The sequence below is a fragment of the Corallococcus sp. 4LFB genome, assembly GCF_046520365.1.
Classification (GTDB): Bacteria; Myxococcota; Myxococcia; order Myxococcales; family Myxococcaceae; genus Corallococcus; species Corallococcus caeni.
This window is the reverse complement of record NZ_JBKGHJ010000168.1, coordinates 1-15803: the sequence shown is the minus strand read 5'-3', so window position 1 is coordinate 15803 and position 15803 is coordinate 1. Positions and strand designations below refer to the sequence as shown.

Sequence of the window (15803 nt, the reverse complement as noted above, 5' to 3'; positions counted from 1 at the left end):
CCCGCCGCGGCCGCCGAGCCCGCGGTGGCGGCGCGACGGCCCCCCCCCGCCCCGTCCGCTTCCGACGTGGAGAGCGACCCCCCGGGCGCGGAGGTGAAGGTCAACGGCAGGGTGCGCGGCAACACCCCGCTGACCATCACCCACACCCCGGACAGCCCGGGCCTCGCGGACGTGGAGGTGTCGTTCGCGATGGACGGCTACCAGACCGTCAGCAAGACGTACTCGGGTGAGCCGGGCACCACCGTCAACGTCTCCATCAAGCTTCCGCGCATCAAGAAGCAGGCACCGAAGCCTTCCCCCAAGGCTCCGAGCTCCTCGTACAAGGACGATCCGTACCAGTGAATCCCCCGACAGCCTTCCGACGTGGAGCGCTCCTCGCGCTGTGTCTTTGCGCGACCGAGGCCCTGGCGGACGCGCGCCTCGAAGCGCGCCGCCACTTCCGCAATGGCATGAGCCTCATCGAGCAGAAGCAGTTCGATGAGGGCATCGCCGAGCTGGAGGAGGCCTACAACATCAAGCCGCACCCCAGCGTCCTCTACAACATCGCCCGGGCGTACCAGGACGCGGGCCGGTTCGACGAAGCGCTGGACCGCTACAAGCGCTACCTCGCGTCCAACCCGCCGGACGCCGCCAGCGTGCAGGCCCAGGTGGCGCGCCTGGAGGCCACGCGCCAGGCCGCGCAGGCGGAGGCCCCCGCCCCCGGCACCCAACCCGCCGGCACGTCCGGCACGGGCTCCACCACCGGGCTGCCCATGCCCCCGCCGCCCCCCACGAGCATCCAGGCCCAGCAGCAGCTGGCCACGCTCATGGAGCGGCTGGAGAAGGCCGTCAACCGCGCGGAGTCGCTCACCGCCCAGCCCCAGGCGCCGAAGCAGCCCGCGGCCACGCCCGGCACGGACGCCAGCGCCAGCGCCGAGTCCGGTGACACCTCCGGCGACCAGGGCCTGGTGCCCTACGAGGAGCGCGTGGTGACGGCCAGCCGCCGCGCCCAGTCCTCGCTGGAGTCGCCCAACGCCACCACCGTCATCACCGCGGAGGACATCCGCCTGTCCGGCGCCACCACGCTGCCGGAGCTGTTGCGCCGCGTGCCCGGCGCGGACGTGATGGCCATGGGCGTGGGCAGCGCCAACGTCAGCCTGCGCGGCTTCAACCAGCGGCTGGCCAACAAGGTGCTGGTGCTGGTGGACGGCCGCACCGAGTACCAGGACTTCCTCGGCCTCACGCTGTGGGCGGGGCTGCCCATCGGCCTGGAGGAGATTGACCGCATCGAGGTCATCCGCGGTCCGGGCAGCGCGCTGTACGGCGCCAACGCGATGCTGGGCGTCATCAACATCATCACCCAGGCCCCCGGCACCGGCCGGCGCGCGCGCTTCGGCGCCATGGCGGGCGGCGGCAACACCGTGCAGGGCTCCTTCGTCAGCCACGGCCAGAACGGCGCCCTGCGCTACCGCGCGTCCGCCGCCTACCGGCAGGAGGACAAGTGGAGCCGCGATTACGCGTCCGGCCGCCCGGACTTCGCCCTGGAAGGGCCGGCGGATCCGGACCTGGGCCAGCGCGGGGCTCGCGCCAACCTGTCCACGGTCTACTCGTTCGAGGAGGGGCGCGCGATTGGCCTCTCCGGCGGCGTGCACCGCTACCTCACGGAGATCTATCCGCTGGGCCTGCTGCGCAACTACTACATCGACGGCCTGGGCGCGTACGCCAAGGCCGACGTGGAGCTGGGCGCGGTGAAGCTCAAGGCGTTCTGGAACCACCTGTCCGGCGACGCGGGGCCGCAGTACGAGCCCATCGGTCAGCGCTCGGCCGCCACCACCGTGGCCTCCAACGTCTTCAACGGCGAGGCGCTGTACGCGCGCAGCTTCGAGCTGGCCGGTGAGCACCAGGTGAACATCGGCGTGGAGGGGCGCCTCAAGCGCGTGGCCTTCACCTACCTGGACGGCCTGCGCGAGGAGTTCCACGCGGCGGCCTTCGTCCAGGACGAGTGGCGCATCGTGCAGCCCCTGCGGCTGGTGGTCAGCTACCGCGTGGACCGCCACCCGCTCCTGGACAAGGGCAACCCGGGCATCGCGCAGTCGCCGCGCCTGTCCGCGGTGTTCCAGCCCATGGAAGGGCACGCCTTCCGCGCGTCCGTGGCCACCGCCTTCCGCGAGCCCACGTTCCTGGAGAGCTACACCCGGCTGCCCGTGCCCGTGCCGGGCGTCAACGGCGTGAGCCTCTTGACCACCGGCAACCGGACGCTGCGCCCGGAGCGCCTCAACGCGCTGGAATTGGGCTGGCGCGGTGAGTCCCCGCGCCTGGGCCTGGACTGGGACGTGGCCCTGTACCAGAACACGGTGAAGGACCTCATCGCCCTGTCGCCCGTGCAGCCCCTGCCCGCCGGCGAGGCCTACGACAGCGGCACCGGCAGCTACCTCCTGGGCCGCTCGCTGTTCACCAACGAGGCCGCCATCTACACCGCGCGCGGCGTCGAGGCGGGCATCAACGTGTCCCCCATCGACGGCCTGGGCGTGAAGGCGAGCGCCGCGTACCAGCACGTCTCCTCCGACCTGCCGGAGGACGAGGGCCAGTGCGGCACGTGCAGCCAGGCGCCGGCGTTCCGGCTCTTCGGCGGCGTCACCTACCGCACGCGCACGGACCTGGAGTTCGGCATCGAAGCGGCGTTCACCACCTCCACCACCTGGGTGGAGCGCGAGCCCTCCGCGTCCGACCCGACGCGCGTGGACCTCATCGCCAACAACCTCCCCGCGTACACCGTCGTCAACGCCCGCGTGGGCTACACCGTGGTGAAGGACTTCGTCTCCGTGGCGCTGCAGGGCAGCCAGCTCGGCGGCAGCCACTCGGAGCACCCCTTCGGCAACCGCATCGAGCGGCGCGTGTTCGCCAACCTCACGGTGACCCCATGAAGCGCCCCCTCTGCTTCCTCGCCTTCGCGCTCGCGTCGCTCCTGTCCGGCGGCTGTGATTCCCCGGACGTGGTGCCCACGGCGGACGGCCGCCAGAACACGCGCTCGGCCCGCATCGAGGGCAGCCTCGTGGTGCAGTCGCGCGCGCGCGGCAACGCCATCGTGTTCCTCTACGACGCGGCCAACCCGCCGCCGCCCGCGGGCTCCGGCCGGCCGGTGGCCTTCACCGTCGTCACCGCCGCGGAGCTGTTCGGCGCGTCGCTGGGGGACAGCTCCACGGGCCCGTTCACCGCGCCGTTCTCGCTGAGCCTGGTGGAGCCGGGCCGCTACCTGCTGCGCGGCTTCATTGACGCGGACACCTGCCGCAACGTGCCGCAGCCCTGCCACGTGTCCGACTTCAACCCCTGGTACGGCGTCACCTCCGAGCCCAACGCGGGCGACGTGGGCGGCGGCGCCGTGGACCCGGCCACCGGCGCCACGCGCATCCTGGAGGTGACCACGGACGCGGACGGCTGGCCCCAGCCGCTCACCGGCGTCTCCGTGTCCTTCGCGGACTCGGCCACCGTGCCCTTCGACCGGCCCGCCTTCCAGACCGCGGACGCGCGCGAGTTCACCCCCGCGACCACGCCCACGAAGCTGCTGACGCTCACGCCGCAGGTGCTCACCGGCGCGGTGGATCAACGGCCTCCTGGCTTCTGGGTGCAGCTCGTGGACGCCAACAAGGACGGCGTCCCGGATGACGCCAACGGCGACGGCGTGCCGGACTTCTGGCCGCGCGTCATCGTGCGCAAGCTGGCGGAGGGCGTGACGGGCTACGTGGACGAGAACGACCTCGACCGCGACGGCGTGGTGGACCAGGAGGGCGTGGACTACGCGCGCGCCAACGGCGGCCTGGACGGCAAGCCGGACGTCGTGGTGCTGGCGGCCGGCCTGGTGCCCGATCCCCTGCTCGCCGCCCTGCTCGATGGTGAAGGCAAGCCCCGCCCGCAGCCCGTCTTCGTCCCGCAGCTCCTGGTGGCCATCCGCGCCCTGGCGCTGGACGCGCGCGACCCCGCCGCGCCCGCGCCGCTCGCGGCCGTGCCCCCGGGGCGCTACAGCGTCACCCTGCTGCAGTCCACGGGGCAGACGTGGCGGCTGCCCAACGAGCTGGACCCCGCGCTCGCCGAGGCCGTGGGGCTGCCGGGCGTGCAGTCCCAGGCCTTCGTGCTGGAGGTCCGCTGAGGTCGGCTGTGCCCTCCTGAAATCGCGGCGTGGCGCCCTGGGTTGCTTTGACTTCGCAGGGCCCATCCGCGACCATGGAGTGGAGCTGCTGGAGGCGTTCCCCCCTCCGTGAGGTTTTGATTCCGATGAAGGCCGGCCCTCTCTCCGCCCCCGAATCCGCGCCCTCCCGCCCCACGGGGAGCACGCCCACGGTCCGTCCGGCCGGGAGCACGGGCCCGCAACGCGTGCTGCTGGTGGACGACAGCCGCTCCATCCGGACGCTGCTGAAGATCTACCTCATGGCCCGCAGCTTCGAGTTCCTGGAGGCCGAGTCCGCCGAGGAGGGCCTCAAGGTCGCCGAGGCGGAGCAGGTGGACCTCATCCTCACCGACTTCCACATGGACGGGATGAACGGCGCGGACTTCGCCGCGCAGGTCCGCGCCAGCTCCAACGCCAGGCTGTCCAAGGTCCCCATCCTGATGATGACGGGCGACCCGAACGTGGCGGAGGTGCGCGCGCTGGGCCAGAAGGCCGGCATCAGCGCCTTCGTGCGCAAGCCGGTGAGCTGCGCGCAGCTGATGACGCTGGTGGACACCATCCTCCCGCTGCCCCGCGCCGCCGCGAAGTAGCGCCCCGCCTCAGGCCGGGCGCTGCGTCGCCAGCGCCCGCCGCTTGCGCACGGCCTCTCCCACGCGCACGGCGAAGAGCAGCGCCAGGACGGCCCCGTAGAGCACCGGCTCCGTGACGTCCTTCTTCACCCGCCACACGAAGTGCACCACGCCCAGCACCGCGGCCACGTAGGCCAGCCGGTGCAGGCGCTGCCACCTGGGGAAGCCCAGCCGGCGCACCCACTTGTTCGTGGACGTGACGGCCAGCGGCACCAGCAGCATGAGCGCGGTGAAGCCCACGGTGATGAAGGGCCGGGTGAAGACGTCCTCCGCCATGGCGCGCACGTCCAGGCCCTGATCCAGCGCGGAGTACGTGAGGAAGTGCGCCGCCGCGTAGGTGAAGGCCAGGAGGCCCAGCGTGCGGCGGATGCGCGCGGGCCACGTCCAGCCCGTCACCAGCCGCACGGGCGTGCACGCCAGCGACGCCATCAGCACCGCCAGCGCGAAGAGGCCCGTCTGGTTGAGGGCGAACTCGATGCCGTTGGCCCCCAATTCCCCCTGCGCCCCCAGCACCGCGAGTTGCACGAGCGGCGCCAGGCCTCCGACGGCGATGGCGGGGTTGAGCCAGGGGAGCTTGGAGGAGGCCATGGTTTTAGAAGTCCCGCTTCAGGTCCATGCCGCGGTAGAGGCCGGCCACCGCGTCCGCGTAGCCGTTGAAGGGCAGCGTGGGCCGGCGCGAGCCCTCGCCGATGCGGCGCTCCGAGGCCTGGCTCCAGCGCGGGTGGTCCACCGCCGGGTTCACGTTGGCGTAGAAGCCGTACTCGCGCTTGTTGGCGAGGTTCCACGTCGTGGGCGGCTGCTCGCGCGTGAGCGTGATGCGGACGATGGACTTGATGCCCTTGAAGCCGTACTTCCACGGCACCACCAGCCGCAGCGGGGCGCCGTTCTGCGGCGGCAGCTGCTTGCCGTAGAGGCCCGTGGCCAGCAGCGTCAGCGGGTGCCGGGCCTCATCCAGGCGCAGCCCTTCGACGTAGGGCCAGTCCAGCACCGGGCTCTTCTGGCCGGGCATCTGCTCCGGGTCCTCCAGCGTGGTGAAGGCCACGTACTTCGCGAAGGACGTGGGCTGCACGCGGTCCAGCAGCTTGCCCAGGGGCAGGCCCAGCCACGGAATCACCATGGACCAGGCCTCCACGCAGCGCATCCGGTAGACGCGCTCCTCCAGCGGGAAGGCGGAGATGAGCTGATCCACGTCCACCGTCCACGGCTTGTGGACCTCCCCGTCGATGACGACGGTCCACGGCCGCGTCTTCAGCGTGTGCGCGCGGCGGGCCGGGTCGTTCTTGTCCAGGCCGAACTCGTAGAAGTTGTTGTAGGTGGTGATGTCCTCGTAGGGCGTGCGCGGCTCGTCCGTGACGAAGACGCCCTGGGCGGGGGCCACCGGCTGCTCCACCGCGCCCGCGTCCGGCACGAAGCCGTCCATGGGCCGGGTGCGCTTCATGCCCAGCAGGTACAGCCCGCCCCCCACCACCGCGGCGGTGCCCGCGAACAGGCCCGCGTTCTTGATGAACTCGCGGCGGCGCAGGTAGAGCTTCTCGGGCGTCACTTCGGAGCCGGGGGGCTCGGGAGGGAGCGTGTCGCGCATGGCTCCCTCTATAACGCTCCAGGGCCTTTTCCGGTTACCGCCGGGCGTCCTTCACCCGCCACAGCCGCCACCAGGGCGTCCCGGGGGACTGATGGTGCTCCCAGTGGTAGCCGAAGAAGAAGCACGACAGCAGGGCCCACGGGTGGTTGCGCGGCAGGGTGCGCGCGTGGTGCGGCGCCATCCCTTCCGTATCCGGACGCCGGTGCGGCAGGTACGTGCCGAAGTAGAAGAGCTGCACGGTGGCCAGCACGGACGGCAGCACCCAGAAGGCCAGGATGCGCGCCTGGGGCACGCCCAGCCAGAGCAGCGCGTTGAACTTCAGCGCCATGACGGCGATTTGAGGCCACGTCGTGTAGCGCGCCATGAAGGCCCCGAACCACGGCCAGAAGGCCAGGCCCCGGGCCGCGAAGTCCGGGTCGTGGTCTCCGGTGGGGTCCGCGTGGTGCGCGCGGTGGTTCACCACCAGCCGGCGGTAGGACAGCCCCGCGAAGAGGAAGCAGGCCAGCGTACCCACCCCCGCGTTCACCCGGCGGTGCAGGGACACGGTGCCGTGCATGGCGTCATGGCCGGTGATGAAGAGGCCGGTGGACAGCCACATCTGGAAGAGGACGTGCAGCCAGGGGAGCGGTGAGGCCCACGGCAGGGCAGGCCCCGCCAGCAGCCACGCCAGGTGCCCGCCCCACGCGCCCACCACCGCGAGCGCGAGCACGACGCCCCACGGGTCGGGGGGCACGGAACGGGCGGGGGACTCGGGCGGCATGGTTCCCTTACTGGCCATGCCCCGCCCCCCGCGCACGAAGAAAAGCGCGCGGGTGGGACGGGGAGCGGCCGGGACGCTACTTCTTCGCGGACGCGGCGGCCGGGGCGCCGAAGTCCTTCACCAGCGACTCGGCGGTGACGTAGCGCGGCTCGATGTCCACTGGCACGTTCTTGAGCCGCTCCAGCACCTTCTGCACGGAGGGGCGCACCACGCCCTGCTTCGCGAGCAGCGCCTCCGCGGCGGCGCGGTCGCCCTTGGCCTGGAGGGACATGAGCTGGTTCGTCAGCGACGTGACGGACGCCTGCATCTTGTCGGGGACGACCTCGAAGGTGCCGTCCGCGTTCACCTTCACCGCGCCGGTGTCCAGGAAGTGGTTGAGCTGCAGCGCGATGCCCTTGCCGTGCGCCTCGTCGATGCCGAAGCGGATGGAGCGGAACGCGGACGCGAGGAACGTCGTGTACATGGTCCGCTGCAGGTCCTTGTCCAGCGTGCCCTTGTCCACCAGCCGCTGGAGCGCCCACAGGCCGGAGATGTCCGCCTTGGCCTCCTCGATGGCGCTGGAGGACGCCTGCAGCGCCTGACGCACCGTCGTCTGCTTGCCGGCCACGGTGACGTTGTGGGGCCCCAGGCCGTGCATCAGCTCGTGCATGAGGATGTGCGTGAAGAAGGCTTCGAAGGACACGTCCTTGCGGTCCTTCGCGGGCAGCGCCACCTTCGCGATGGGCAGCAGCACGCGCTGGAACTTGGCCTCCTGGATGTTCTTCAGCATCACGCGCTTGGTGCCCTTCTCCGCCGCCACGCGCTCGTCGTTGGGCAGGTTGAAGGCCGCCGTCTGCACGCCCCGGTTGCCGTCACCGGAGGAGTACAGGCTGTTGATGACGCGGATGGGGGCCAGCGCGCCCAGCTTCGGGTTGCGGAGGCCCGCGTCGATGGGGAGGTTGTTCTCCAGCTCCTGGAGCTCCGCGCTGAACTTCGCCAGCTTCTGCGTCTCCGCGTCGTCGCGCACGCCGATGAAGGCCTCGAACGCGGCCTTGTAGTTGAACCAGCCGTCCTCGTAGACCTCGTAGGGCCCGATGGTGGGCTCCACGCTCGCGTCCAGCTCCATCCACGCGACCTCGCTCGCGTAGTAGTCGTTGGACAGGAACGCCGCCGCGCGAGCCTCCAGGAAGCGCTTGAGCGTGGGCTGCTGGGTGAGCGCCGCCGCCTCACGCAAGAGCTGCGCGGCCATGCCCAGCTCGCCCTGGTACTCCACGCTGTAGGGCACGCTCATGAACTTGCCGTCCGGGCCGCGGCGCAGCGTGGTGAAGAAGCCCGTGGCCGCGTGCTGCTGCGCCTCCGGCAGGCCCTTCACCCACGCCTCCACCTCCGCCTTGGTGGCGCCGGCGGGATAGAAGTTCCCCTCGTCCGGCTTGGGCGGCACGCCGGGGATGAACGGCTTCGCCTCGTCCAGGCGCGACCAGGGGCCCTTGTTGAGCAGGAACGCGTGCAGCCGCTCCTTGCCCAGGGGCGTGGTGTCCTTCACCAGGTCCAGGAGCAGCGTCGGGTTGCCCGCCCACGCCTGGCTCAGGAAGAGCGGGTCCATGATCTTCGCGGCCAGGAGCACCTTGGCCAGGGCGCGCTTCTCCGCGTCCGGCAGCTTGGACACGTCCACCTTGACGTCCACGGGGGCGAAGCGTGCGGTCATCCGCTTCAGCGCCGGGGCGTCGGGCAGGGGGGCGGGGGCCTCCTGGGCGGGCGCGGCGCCCGACAGGAGCAGGGCCCCGAGCAGGGGCAGGAGGGTTCTGGACTTGGGCATGCCTCTTCCCTACCCCAACCCGCCCCCGTCTCCCAGCAACGGGTGGGGACGGATTCCCTCTTCTCGACAAGCCGCCGGGCATGGTTATGGGAAGGGCATTGGCGCGGCTCCCTCGGCGCCCGGAGGCCTTCATGTCCGCAGAGACCCACCCCCAGCGGGAAACCCATTCATTCCAGGCGGAGATCCAGCAGCTCCTGAGCCTGGTCATCAACTCGCTCTACAGCCACAAGGAGATCTTCCTGCGTGAGCTGGTGTCCAACGCCTCCGACGCGCTGGACAAGCTGCGCTTCCGCTCCATCACGGAGCCGGAGCTGCTCAAGGACGAGCCCGCGCTGGAGCTTCGCATCGTCCCCGACGCCGACAAGGGCACCCTCACCATCGAGGACACCGGCATCGGCATGACGCACGACGAGCTGGTGAAGAACCTGGGCACCATCGCGCACTCGGGTTCGCGCGAGTTCATCCAGGCGCTCGCGCAGAAGGGCCAGAAGGACATGCAGCTCATCGGCCAGTTCGGCGTGGGCTTCTACAGCGCGTACCTCGTGGCGGACCGGGTGGAGGTGGTGAGCCGCGCCGCGGGTGAGACGGCCGCGTGGAAGTGGGCGTCGGAGGCGCACGGCACGTTCACGGTGGAGCCGGCGGAGCGCTCCTCGCGCGGCACGGCCATCACGCTGCACCTGAAGGAGGACCAGAAGGAGTTCCTGGACGAGTGGAAGCTGCGCCAGCTCATCACCCAGTACTCGGACTACGTGGGCCACCCCATCAAGCTCCAGGTGACGAAGCACGTGGGCAGCGGGGACACGCAGGCCACGGAGACCGCGCTGGAGGTGGTGAACAAGGCGAGCGCCCTCTGGCAGCGTCCGAAGAGTGAAATCACGGACGAGCAGTACCAGGAGTTCTACAAGCACCTGACGCACGACTTCGACAAGCCGCTGGCGTGGACGCACTTCAAGGCGGACGGCACGCAGCAGTTCACCGGCCTGCTCTTCGTGCCCAAGCACCCGCCGTTCGACTTGAACTCACAGCAGCAGCGCGGCGTGCGGCTGTTCGTCAAGCGCGTGTTCATCATGGACCGCTGCGAGGACCTGGTGCCGCAGTGGCTGCGCTTCGTGCGCGGCGTCATCGACTCGGACGACCTGCCGCTCAACGTGTCGCGTGAGATGTTGCAGGACTCGGCGGTGGTGCGCGCCATCCGCAAGCACGTGGTGAAGAAGTCGCTGGACCTCCTGGAGAAGCTGGCCAAGGACAAGCCGGACGACTACCGGACGTTCTGGGAGTCCTTCGGCACGGTGGTGAAGGAGGGCCTGACGCTGGAGACGGAGTACCGCGAGAAGCTGGGCGCGCTGGTGCGCTACGAGTCCTCGCGCGAAGAAGGGCTCACGTCGCTGGCGGACTACGTGGGCCGGATGAAGGAGGGCCAGGAGGCCATCTATTACGTCTACGGCGAGAGCCGGAAGGCGGTGGCGGACAGCCCGCACCTGGAGGCGCTGAAGCAGCGCGGCTACGAGGTGCTCTTCATGACGGACCCGGTGGACGAGTGGGCCGCGCAGGGCCTGCGCGAGTTCCAGGGCAAGCCGCTGGTCTCCGCGCTCAACGCGGACCTGAAGCTCCAGTCCACGGAGGAGGAGAAGAAGGCGAAGGAGCAGCAGTCCGAGGGGCTCAAGGGCCTGACGGACAAGATGAAGGACGTGCTGAAGGAGGACGTGCGCGAGGTGCGCGTGTCGGACCGGCTCACGGACTCGCCGGTGTGCCTCGTCGTGTCGGAGGGCGGCACCCCGGCCTACCTGGAGCGCCTGCTCAAGGAGCGCGGCAAGGGGATGCCGCGCATCAAGCGCATCCTGGAGGTCAACCCCAAGCACCCCGTCATCGAGCACCTGCGCGGCCTCCTCGCGAGCGACCCGGCCGCGCCGCAGGTGGGCGAGTGGATTGAATTGCTCCACGACCAGGCGCTGCTCACGGAGGGAAGCCCGCTGAGCGACCCGAACCGCTTCGCCCGCCGCATGACGGCGCTGCTCACGCAGGTGGCCGCGAACGCGGGCAACGGCATCCCGGCCGCCCAGGTGCCGCCGCCCGCCGCGACGACGGCTCAGACGCAGACGCAGTCCAGCTGATCACTGGCGCACGGCGTGGCGGGAGCGCTGGACCCGCCACGCCTGTGAGTCCGCAGGTCGTAAGGCCCGCCACGCGGGGACATGGGGCCTCACGCCCGGTTCGCGAGCGCTGCCCCCTTCAGGTCCGCGAGCAACGCCACACCGGTCCACGCGCGGCGGTTCCCGCCTTCCGCCTCGCGGATCAACTCCACGAGCCGTGAGTTCACAGGCACGGGCATGCCGTGCTGCTGTCCCAGACGGACCACTTCGCCGTTGAGGTAGTCCACCTCCGTCTTGCGCCCCGCGTGCAGGTCGTCCCACATGGACGAGCGCGCCTTGGGGTCGATGGCCAGCATCTTCTTCGCCAGCACACCGAACACCGCGTCTGGCGCGCCCAGCAGCAAGGGGATCCACCCTGGCGGCAGCGGCGTCAGCTTCGCGGGCTTCACCCCGGCACGGTCCAGCACCGCCAGCGCCTCCTTCTGCACGAGCGCCAGGCACCGCCGCCACGCGCGCTGCGACAGCTCCTCCTTCAACGGCAGGTCCGCCAGCGCGTTGAGCGCGTTGTTGAGGTTGAACAGCAGCTTCGCCCACTGGACCGCGACGATGTCCGCGTGCTGCTTCAGCGGCAGTCCCGCGCGAACGAAGGCCTCCAGGAACGGCTCGAGCCCCGCGTGCCGCGCGACCTCCAGCGTGCCCTCCGAACCCGCGTGGAAATGGCCCTGCCCCTGCGCCGCGACGTTGAAGGGCACCATCCCCGTGAGCACCGTGCGGCCGGGCAGCAGCCCCCGCAGCACCTCCGCGTTGTGCAGCCCGTTCTGGAAGCTGATGACCACGGCACCGGGCTTGAGCCGCGCCGCGAGCGTCCGCCCCGCCTCCTCCGTCGCCGCGGACTTCACCGTCACGAGCACCAGGTCCGCCGTGGCCAGCGCCTCCGGCTCCGTGTCGATGCGCACGTCCGCCGCGGGCACCTTCAGGTCCGCGCCCTGCCAGTCCGTCAGGTGCAGGCCGTGCGCACGCACCTCCGACACCACCCGCTCGCGGCCGATGAAGCGCACCACCGCGCCCGTCGCGGCGAGCCGCCCACCCACGTAACAGCCGATGCTGCCCGCGCCGAAGACGCAGAGTTCAGGAGACGAAGCCATGGGCGCGCATTGTGGCACGCACGCTCACGTCGCGGGCCACACGACGACGATGAGCACGTCCCACAGCGCATGGCTCACCCAGGACGCCACGGGCGTCCGGCGCCACTCCGCCAGCGCGCCCCAGGCGAGCGACGTGGGCAGCGCGGCCAGCGCCAGCAGCGGCTCACCGAAGCCCAGCAGCACCAGACTCGACAGCACCGCCGACCCGGCGACCGCGCCCCACCGCCCCAGCCGGGGACGCAGCGCGCCCTGCACCCACCCGCGCCAGAACAGCTCCTCCGCGGGAACGAGCACCAGCACCAGGGCCAGCGCCGTCCCCAGCGACCCCGTGCCGAACGTCGCGTAGATGGTTCGCAGCGGCCCGCAGAGTGCGTCCGTGAAGCCGCCACAGAAGGCCCACAGGAAGGCCCGCGCGCCCGCGTACAGCACCACCGCCTGGGCTCCAGCCCATGCGGCATCCGGAAGCGACAGGGAGGGAGGCGGCCTTCGCCAGGGGCCCATCGCCCGCCACGTCACCGCGAGCCAGACGGCGCAGAAGACGGAGGCGACGGCGAAGAAGCGCGGCGGATGCACGTGCACCAGCGCCGTCCAGGCCAGCACACCGCCAGCGGCCGCGGCCCGCCAGACAGGCAGGGCCGCGTCACCAGCCAACGGAGCTCCCCCGGGAGAAGCGGTCATCGCGCGCGGCAGCCTACCCCGGCGCGATGGACGCCGGCGGGCACGTTCACGCGTGCACCGCCGGCGGCAAGCCGGACCGTCACGACACTACGGGAGGCACGCGCCGCTGCCCGCGCCGTCGCTGACACACCGGTAGCCCGTGCGGCACGTCCCCTGGGGGTTGCTGCCCGACGGCGTGCAGGACACGAAGCAGTAGGCGGTGGCGCCCTGGTCGTTGCTGTAGCAGGCCGAACCCGACGGGCAGCTGTCCGTCACGCAGCTCTGGGTGCAGTAGCCGCCCGGGAAGCTGGTGCCGGTGAGGCACTGGCCGCCGGTGCCGCACTCGCCGTTGGTGGTGCAGGCCCCACCGACGGTCGTCGTCGGCGTGTGGTCGTCGTCCGACTGGTAGGGCACCAGCGTGAAGCTGATGCCGCTGGTCGTCTTGCCCTTGGTGACCGGCACGGTCTCCACCTGGGTGGTGTCACGCCAGAAGCCCACGCGGTCGCCGTCGTCGAAGTAGTTGCCCTCGCCGGTGTCGTCGATGGACGCCAGCACCAGGTAGTCCCGAGGCGTCATCTTCAGGCTGTAGTTGTACCCACCGGACGCGGACACCGGGGCGATGCCCTCGTCGTCGATCTGCACCTCGCCCGCGGCGTCCAGGTACGCGAACGCGATGTACGCGTCCTTCTCATCGCTGGCGCCCACGCGGAACTTCACCAGCACCTGCGCGTTGCCCGCGCCGGACGCGCCGGCCAGGTCGAGCTGCGCCACGTAGCTGCCCGCCGGCAGCGAGCCCGGGGTGACGCTCACGTTCAGCGACCCGGACTTGTACGCGGGGATGGACAGCGACGAGCTGGAGACGGACACCGCGGAGGCGTTGGTGCCGGAGACGGTCACGCCCACCTGCAGCGTGCCACCGCCGTTGTTGCGCACCGTCAGCGCCTGCGACGCCGTGCCGGTGAAGGACAGCTGCGTGGTGCTGATGGCCAGCTTCGGCGCGGCGTTGGGATCACCGCCGCCCGGCTTGGCGCGCAGCACCGCGGCGTACGCGTCCACCAGGCCCGCGCCGCAGCCCTCGGAGCACTGGCTCGTCGTGTCCGCGGTGTCGCGCAGGATGCCCTCCACGTCCGTCACCGTGAGGTTGGGGTCCTGCGCCAGCATCAGCGCCACGATGCCCGCCACGTGCGGGGTGGCCATGCTGGTGCCCTGGTACCAGTCATAGGAGGGCTGGTTGCTGCTGTTGGGCAGCGTGGACAGCACGCCGTCCGGGAAGCCGTCGCCGTTGCGGTCCTCGCTCGTCTGGCCGCCGGTGGCCATGATGTCCACCGCCGTGCCGAAGTTGGAGTAGCTGGCGCGCTTGCCGTTGAAGCGCACCGCGCCCACGCAGATGACGTTCTGCTGGTTGCAGGGGAAGCTGGTGGAGGTGTTCGCGTTCTCGTTGCCCGCGGCCACCACCAGGATGGCGCCGCGCGCGGTGGCCGCGTTGATGGCGGTCTGCATCTCCGCCGACGGGGACCCGTTGCCGCCCAGGCTCATGTTGATGACCCGCGCGGGCGTGGTGTTCGCCCGCACACCCGGGACGCTGCCGCCGCTGGCCCAGGTGACGCCCGCGATGATGTCCGCCAGCGAGCCGCCCTGCGTGCCCAGCACGCGCACCGGCAGGATGTTCCGCCCGGACCAGGTGACGCCCGCCACGCCCACGCCGTTGTTGGACGCCGCGCCAATGGTCCCCGCCACGTGCGTGCCGTGGTACGACGAACCGCCGTTGGGCAGGTCCTTGCCGTTGTCCGTCGGATCGGCGTCCACGCCGTCACCGTCGCCCGCGTTGGCGCTGCTGGAGATGAGGTCCACGCCGGTCAGCACGCGCGAGTTCAGGTCCGGGTGGACCGTGATGCCGGTGTCCACCACCGCGATGACGATGGACTCGATGGCGGGCGTATTGAGGTCCCAGGCCGCCGGCAGGTTCATGTTCTTGTAGTGCCACTGCCGCGAGTAGAGCGGATCATTGGGCACGGCCAGCGCGTGCACCCGCACGTTGCTCTCCGCGTTCCGCACGCCCGGCACGGCCTGCACCTGGTGGAGCACGCGCACGTGCTCCGCCTCGGTGAGGGCGCGCACGGTGGGCGTGCCGCCGGACATCGCCTGCGGCTGGCTGACCTCGTAGCGCAAGAGGTGCTGCGTGTCGCTCAGGAAGGCCTGGTGCACGACGTGGTAGCCCGCGACGCGCGCCTGCGCGACGGCCTCCTCGGCGGACAGGCCCGGCGTGTCGAAGTGGACGATGAGCTCCCCGGTCAGCAGCGACGCCTCGTGCGTCAGCGGCTTGGACGGGATGCCCGTGCGCCACACGCCCCGCGCCGCCAGCGCGCTGGAGACCTTCCGGGACAGGTCCTTCGCGCCCGGCAGGGAGAAGAACGCCTCCAGCGACGCCCCGGCGCTCGCGGCGGCGGAGCCCGCCTGGAACGGCTGCAGGGTGCCCGTGACGGTCCCCTTCGTGGAGGTGGTGTCGTCGTCGTCATCGTTGCTTTTGTCGCCGGGACAGGCCACGAGACCGAGCAACCCCAGGAGGGCAAGGCGGCGGAGCATGAACAGATTCCTTGGAGAACGAGTGTGCGCTTCAGACCCTAGGTCCGCTGCGGGCAGCACGTCCAGGAGTCAGGAGCCCGGCCGGCTGGTCCCCCCCCTTCGCGCTTCCGCCCGCGCCCGACGTGTTGTCCGGGAGGCAACGCGTTGCGCCCGGGCCACGGGGAACGCGCGGCGGCGGTCAGCCGGGGGACGCGCCCCGGAGGACTATCTGCCCAGGTCGCGCAGCACCGCCTCCGCCGCGCGGCGCCCCGACGCGAGCGCCCGTCGATGGACGCGTTCTCGCGGTGGTCTCCGCACACATAGAGCCCCGCGGCCAGGCGCACGGGCCGGTGCGGCTCCACCAGCGCGGACGGAGGCTGCGCGGGCAGGGCCTCCGCGATGGCGTATGTGCGCAGGTGCCGCCACGCGGACACCGCCGGGC

General features: G+C 71.2%; 12 protein-coding genes and 1 pseudogene. 5 read left to right on the top strand and 8 right to left on the bottom strand.

The window, feature by feature from the left end; genetic code table 11:
* The 4 genes from ACLEQD_RS19365 to ACLEQD_RS19350 form a co-directional block, all read left to right on the top strand.
* The coding region (locus ACLEQD_RS19365; protein ID WP_410385786.1) for a PEGA domain-containing protein at positions 1-342 on the top strand (342 nt) is incomplete at its 5' end.
* A complete protein-coding gene (locus ACLEQD_RS19360) occupies positions 339-2903 on the top strand; it encodes a TonB-dependent receptor domain-containing protein (RefSeq protein WP_410385785.1) in 2565 nt (854 codons plus the stop codon). The genes ACLEQD_RS19365 and ACLEQD_RS19360, both read left to right, overlap by 4 nt.
* A complete protein-coding gene (locus ACLEQD_RS19355; RefSeq protein ID WP_410385784.1) occupies positions 2900-4123 on the top strand; it encodes a hypothetical protein in 1224 nt (407 codons plus the stop codon). Before ACLEQD_RS19360 ends, ACLEQD_RS19355 begins: the two co-directional genes overlap by 4 nt.
* A gap of 125 nt (positions 4124-4248) precedes the next feature.
* A complete protein-coding gene (locus ACLEQD_RS19350; RefSeq protein ID WP_410385783.1) occupies positions 4249-4731 on the top strand; it encodes a response regulator in 483 nt (160 codons plus the stop codon).
* Between the two features lie 9 nt (positions 4732-4740).
* Here the strand turns inward: ACLEQD_RS19350 and ACLEQD_RS19345 are convergent, their stop codons facing one another.
* The 4 genes from ACLEQD_RS19345 to ACLEQD_RS19330 form a co-directional block, all read right to left on the bottom strand.
* Positions 4741-5358: a sulfite oxidase heme-binding subunit YedZ gene (locus tag ACLEQD_RS19345; RefSeq protein ID WP_410385782.1), complete on the bottom strand. Its 618-nt coding sequence runs from the start codon at positions 5356-5358 to the stop codon at positions 4741-4743.
* A gap of 4 nt (positions 5359-5362) precedes the next feature.
* Positions 5363-6352, bottom strand: coding sequence for a protein-methionine-sulfoxide reductase catalytic subunit MsrP (gene msrP / locus ACLEQD_RS19340; RefSeq protein WP_410385781.1), 990 nt, complete (start codon positions 6350-6352; stop codon positions 5363-5365).
* A 34-nt stretch (positions 6353-6386) separates the two neighbouring features.
* Positions 6387-7112, bottom strand: a complete 726-nt coding sequence (locus ACLEQD_RS19335) for a fatty acid desaturase (protein ID WP_410385780.1) — start codon at positions 7110-7112, stop codon at positions 6387-6389.
* 76 nt (positions 7113-7188) lie between these two features.
* Positions 7189-8907, bottom strand: coding sequence for a dipeptidyl-peptidase 3 family protein (locus ACLEQD_RS19330; RefSeq protein ID WP_410385779.1), 1719 nt, complete (start codon positions 8905-8907; stop codon positions 7189-7191).
* Positions 8908-9038: 131 nt separating this feature from the next.
* On the opposite strand from ACLEQD_RS19330, the gene htpG reads away from it, so the two are divergent.
* Positions 9039-11018 (top strand): molecular chaperone HtpG, encoded by a 1980-nt coding sequence (gene htpG / locus ACLEQD_RS19325; protein WP_410385778.1) that lies wholly within the window; start codon positions 9039-9041, stop codon positions 11016-11018.
* A gap of 89 nt (positions 11019-11107) precedes the next feature.
* Here the strand turns inward: htpG and ACLEQD_RS19320 are convergent, their stop codons facing one another.
* The 4 genes and pseudogenes from ACLEQD_RS19320 to ACLEQD_RS19305 all read right to left on the bottom strand — a co-directional run.
* A complete protein-coding gene (locus tag ACLEQD_RS19320; protein WP_410385777.1) occupies positions 11108-12142 on the bottom strand; it encodes a 2-dehydropantoate 2-reductase in 1035 nt (344 codons plus the stop codon).
* A gap of 24 nt (positions 12143-12166) precedes the next feature.
* Complete coding sequence (locus tag ACLEQD_RS19315; RefSeq protein ID WP_410385776.1) at positions 12167-12793, bottom strand: CPBP family intramembrane glutamic endopeptidase; 627 nt, start codon at positions 12791-12793, stop codon at positions 12167-12169.
* Positions 12794-12907: 114 nt separating this feature from the next.
* Positions 12908-15382 (bottom strand): S8 family peptidase, encoded by a 2475-nt coding sequence (locus ACLEQD_RS19310; RefSeq protein WP_410385775.1) that lies wholly within the window; start codon positions 15380-15382, stop codon positions 12908-12910.
* A gap of 38 nt (positions 15383-15420) precedes the next feature.
* Positions 15421-15803 (bottom strand): annotated as a pseudogene (locus ACLEQD_RS19305) (hypothetical protein); the annotation flags it as partial.

Bases quoted from the DNA above. Each gene is read 5' to 3' on its own strand.
- ACLEQD_RS19320 (WP_410385777.1), bottom strand. From the start codon at position 12,142: ATGGCTTCGTCTCCTGAACTCTGCGTCTTCGGCGCGGGCAGCATCGGC.
- ACLEQD_RS19310 (WP_410385775.1), bottom strand. From the start codon at position 15,382: ATGCTCCGCCGCCTTGCCCTCCTGGGGTTGCTCGGTCTCGTGGCCTGT.
- msrP (WP_410385781.1), bottom strand. From the start codon at position 6,352: ATGCGCGACACGCTCCCTCCCGAGCCCCCCGGCTCCGAAGTGACGCCC.
- ACLEQD_RS19345 (WP_410385782.1), bottom strand. From the start codon at position 5,358: ATGGCCTCCTCCAAGCTCCCCTGGCTCAACCCCGCCATCGCCGTCGGA.
- ACLEQD_RS19335 (WP_410385780.1), bottom strand. From the start codon at position 7,112: ATGCCGCCCGAGTCCCCCGCCCGTTCCGTGCCCCCCGACCCGTGGGGC.
- htpG (WP_410385778.1), top strand. From the start codon at position 9,039: ATGTCCGCAGAGACCCACCCCCAGCGGGAAACCCATTCATTCCAGGCG.
- ACLEQD_RS19330 (WP_410385779.1), bottom strand. From the start codon at position 8,907: ATGCCCAAGTCCAGAACCCTCCTGCCCCTGCTCGGGGCCCTGCTCCTG.
- ACLEQD_RS19355 (WP_410385784.1), top strand. From the start codon at position 2,900: ATGAAGCGCCCCCTCTGCTTCCTCGCCTTCGCGCTCGCGTCGCTCCTG.
- ACLEQD_RS19350 (WP_410385783.1), top strand. From the start codon at position 4,249: ATGAAGGCCGGCCCTCTCTCCGCCCCCGAATCCGCGCCCTCCCGCCCC.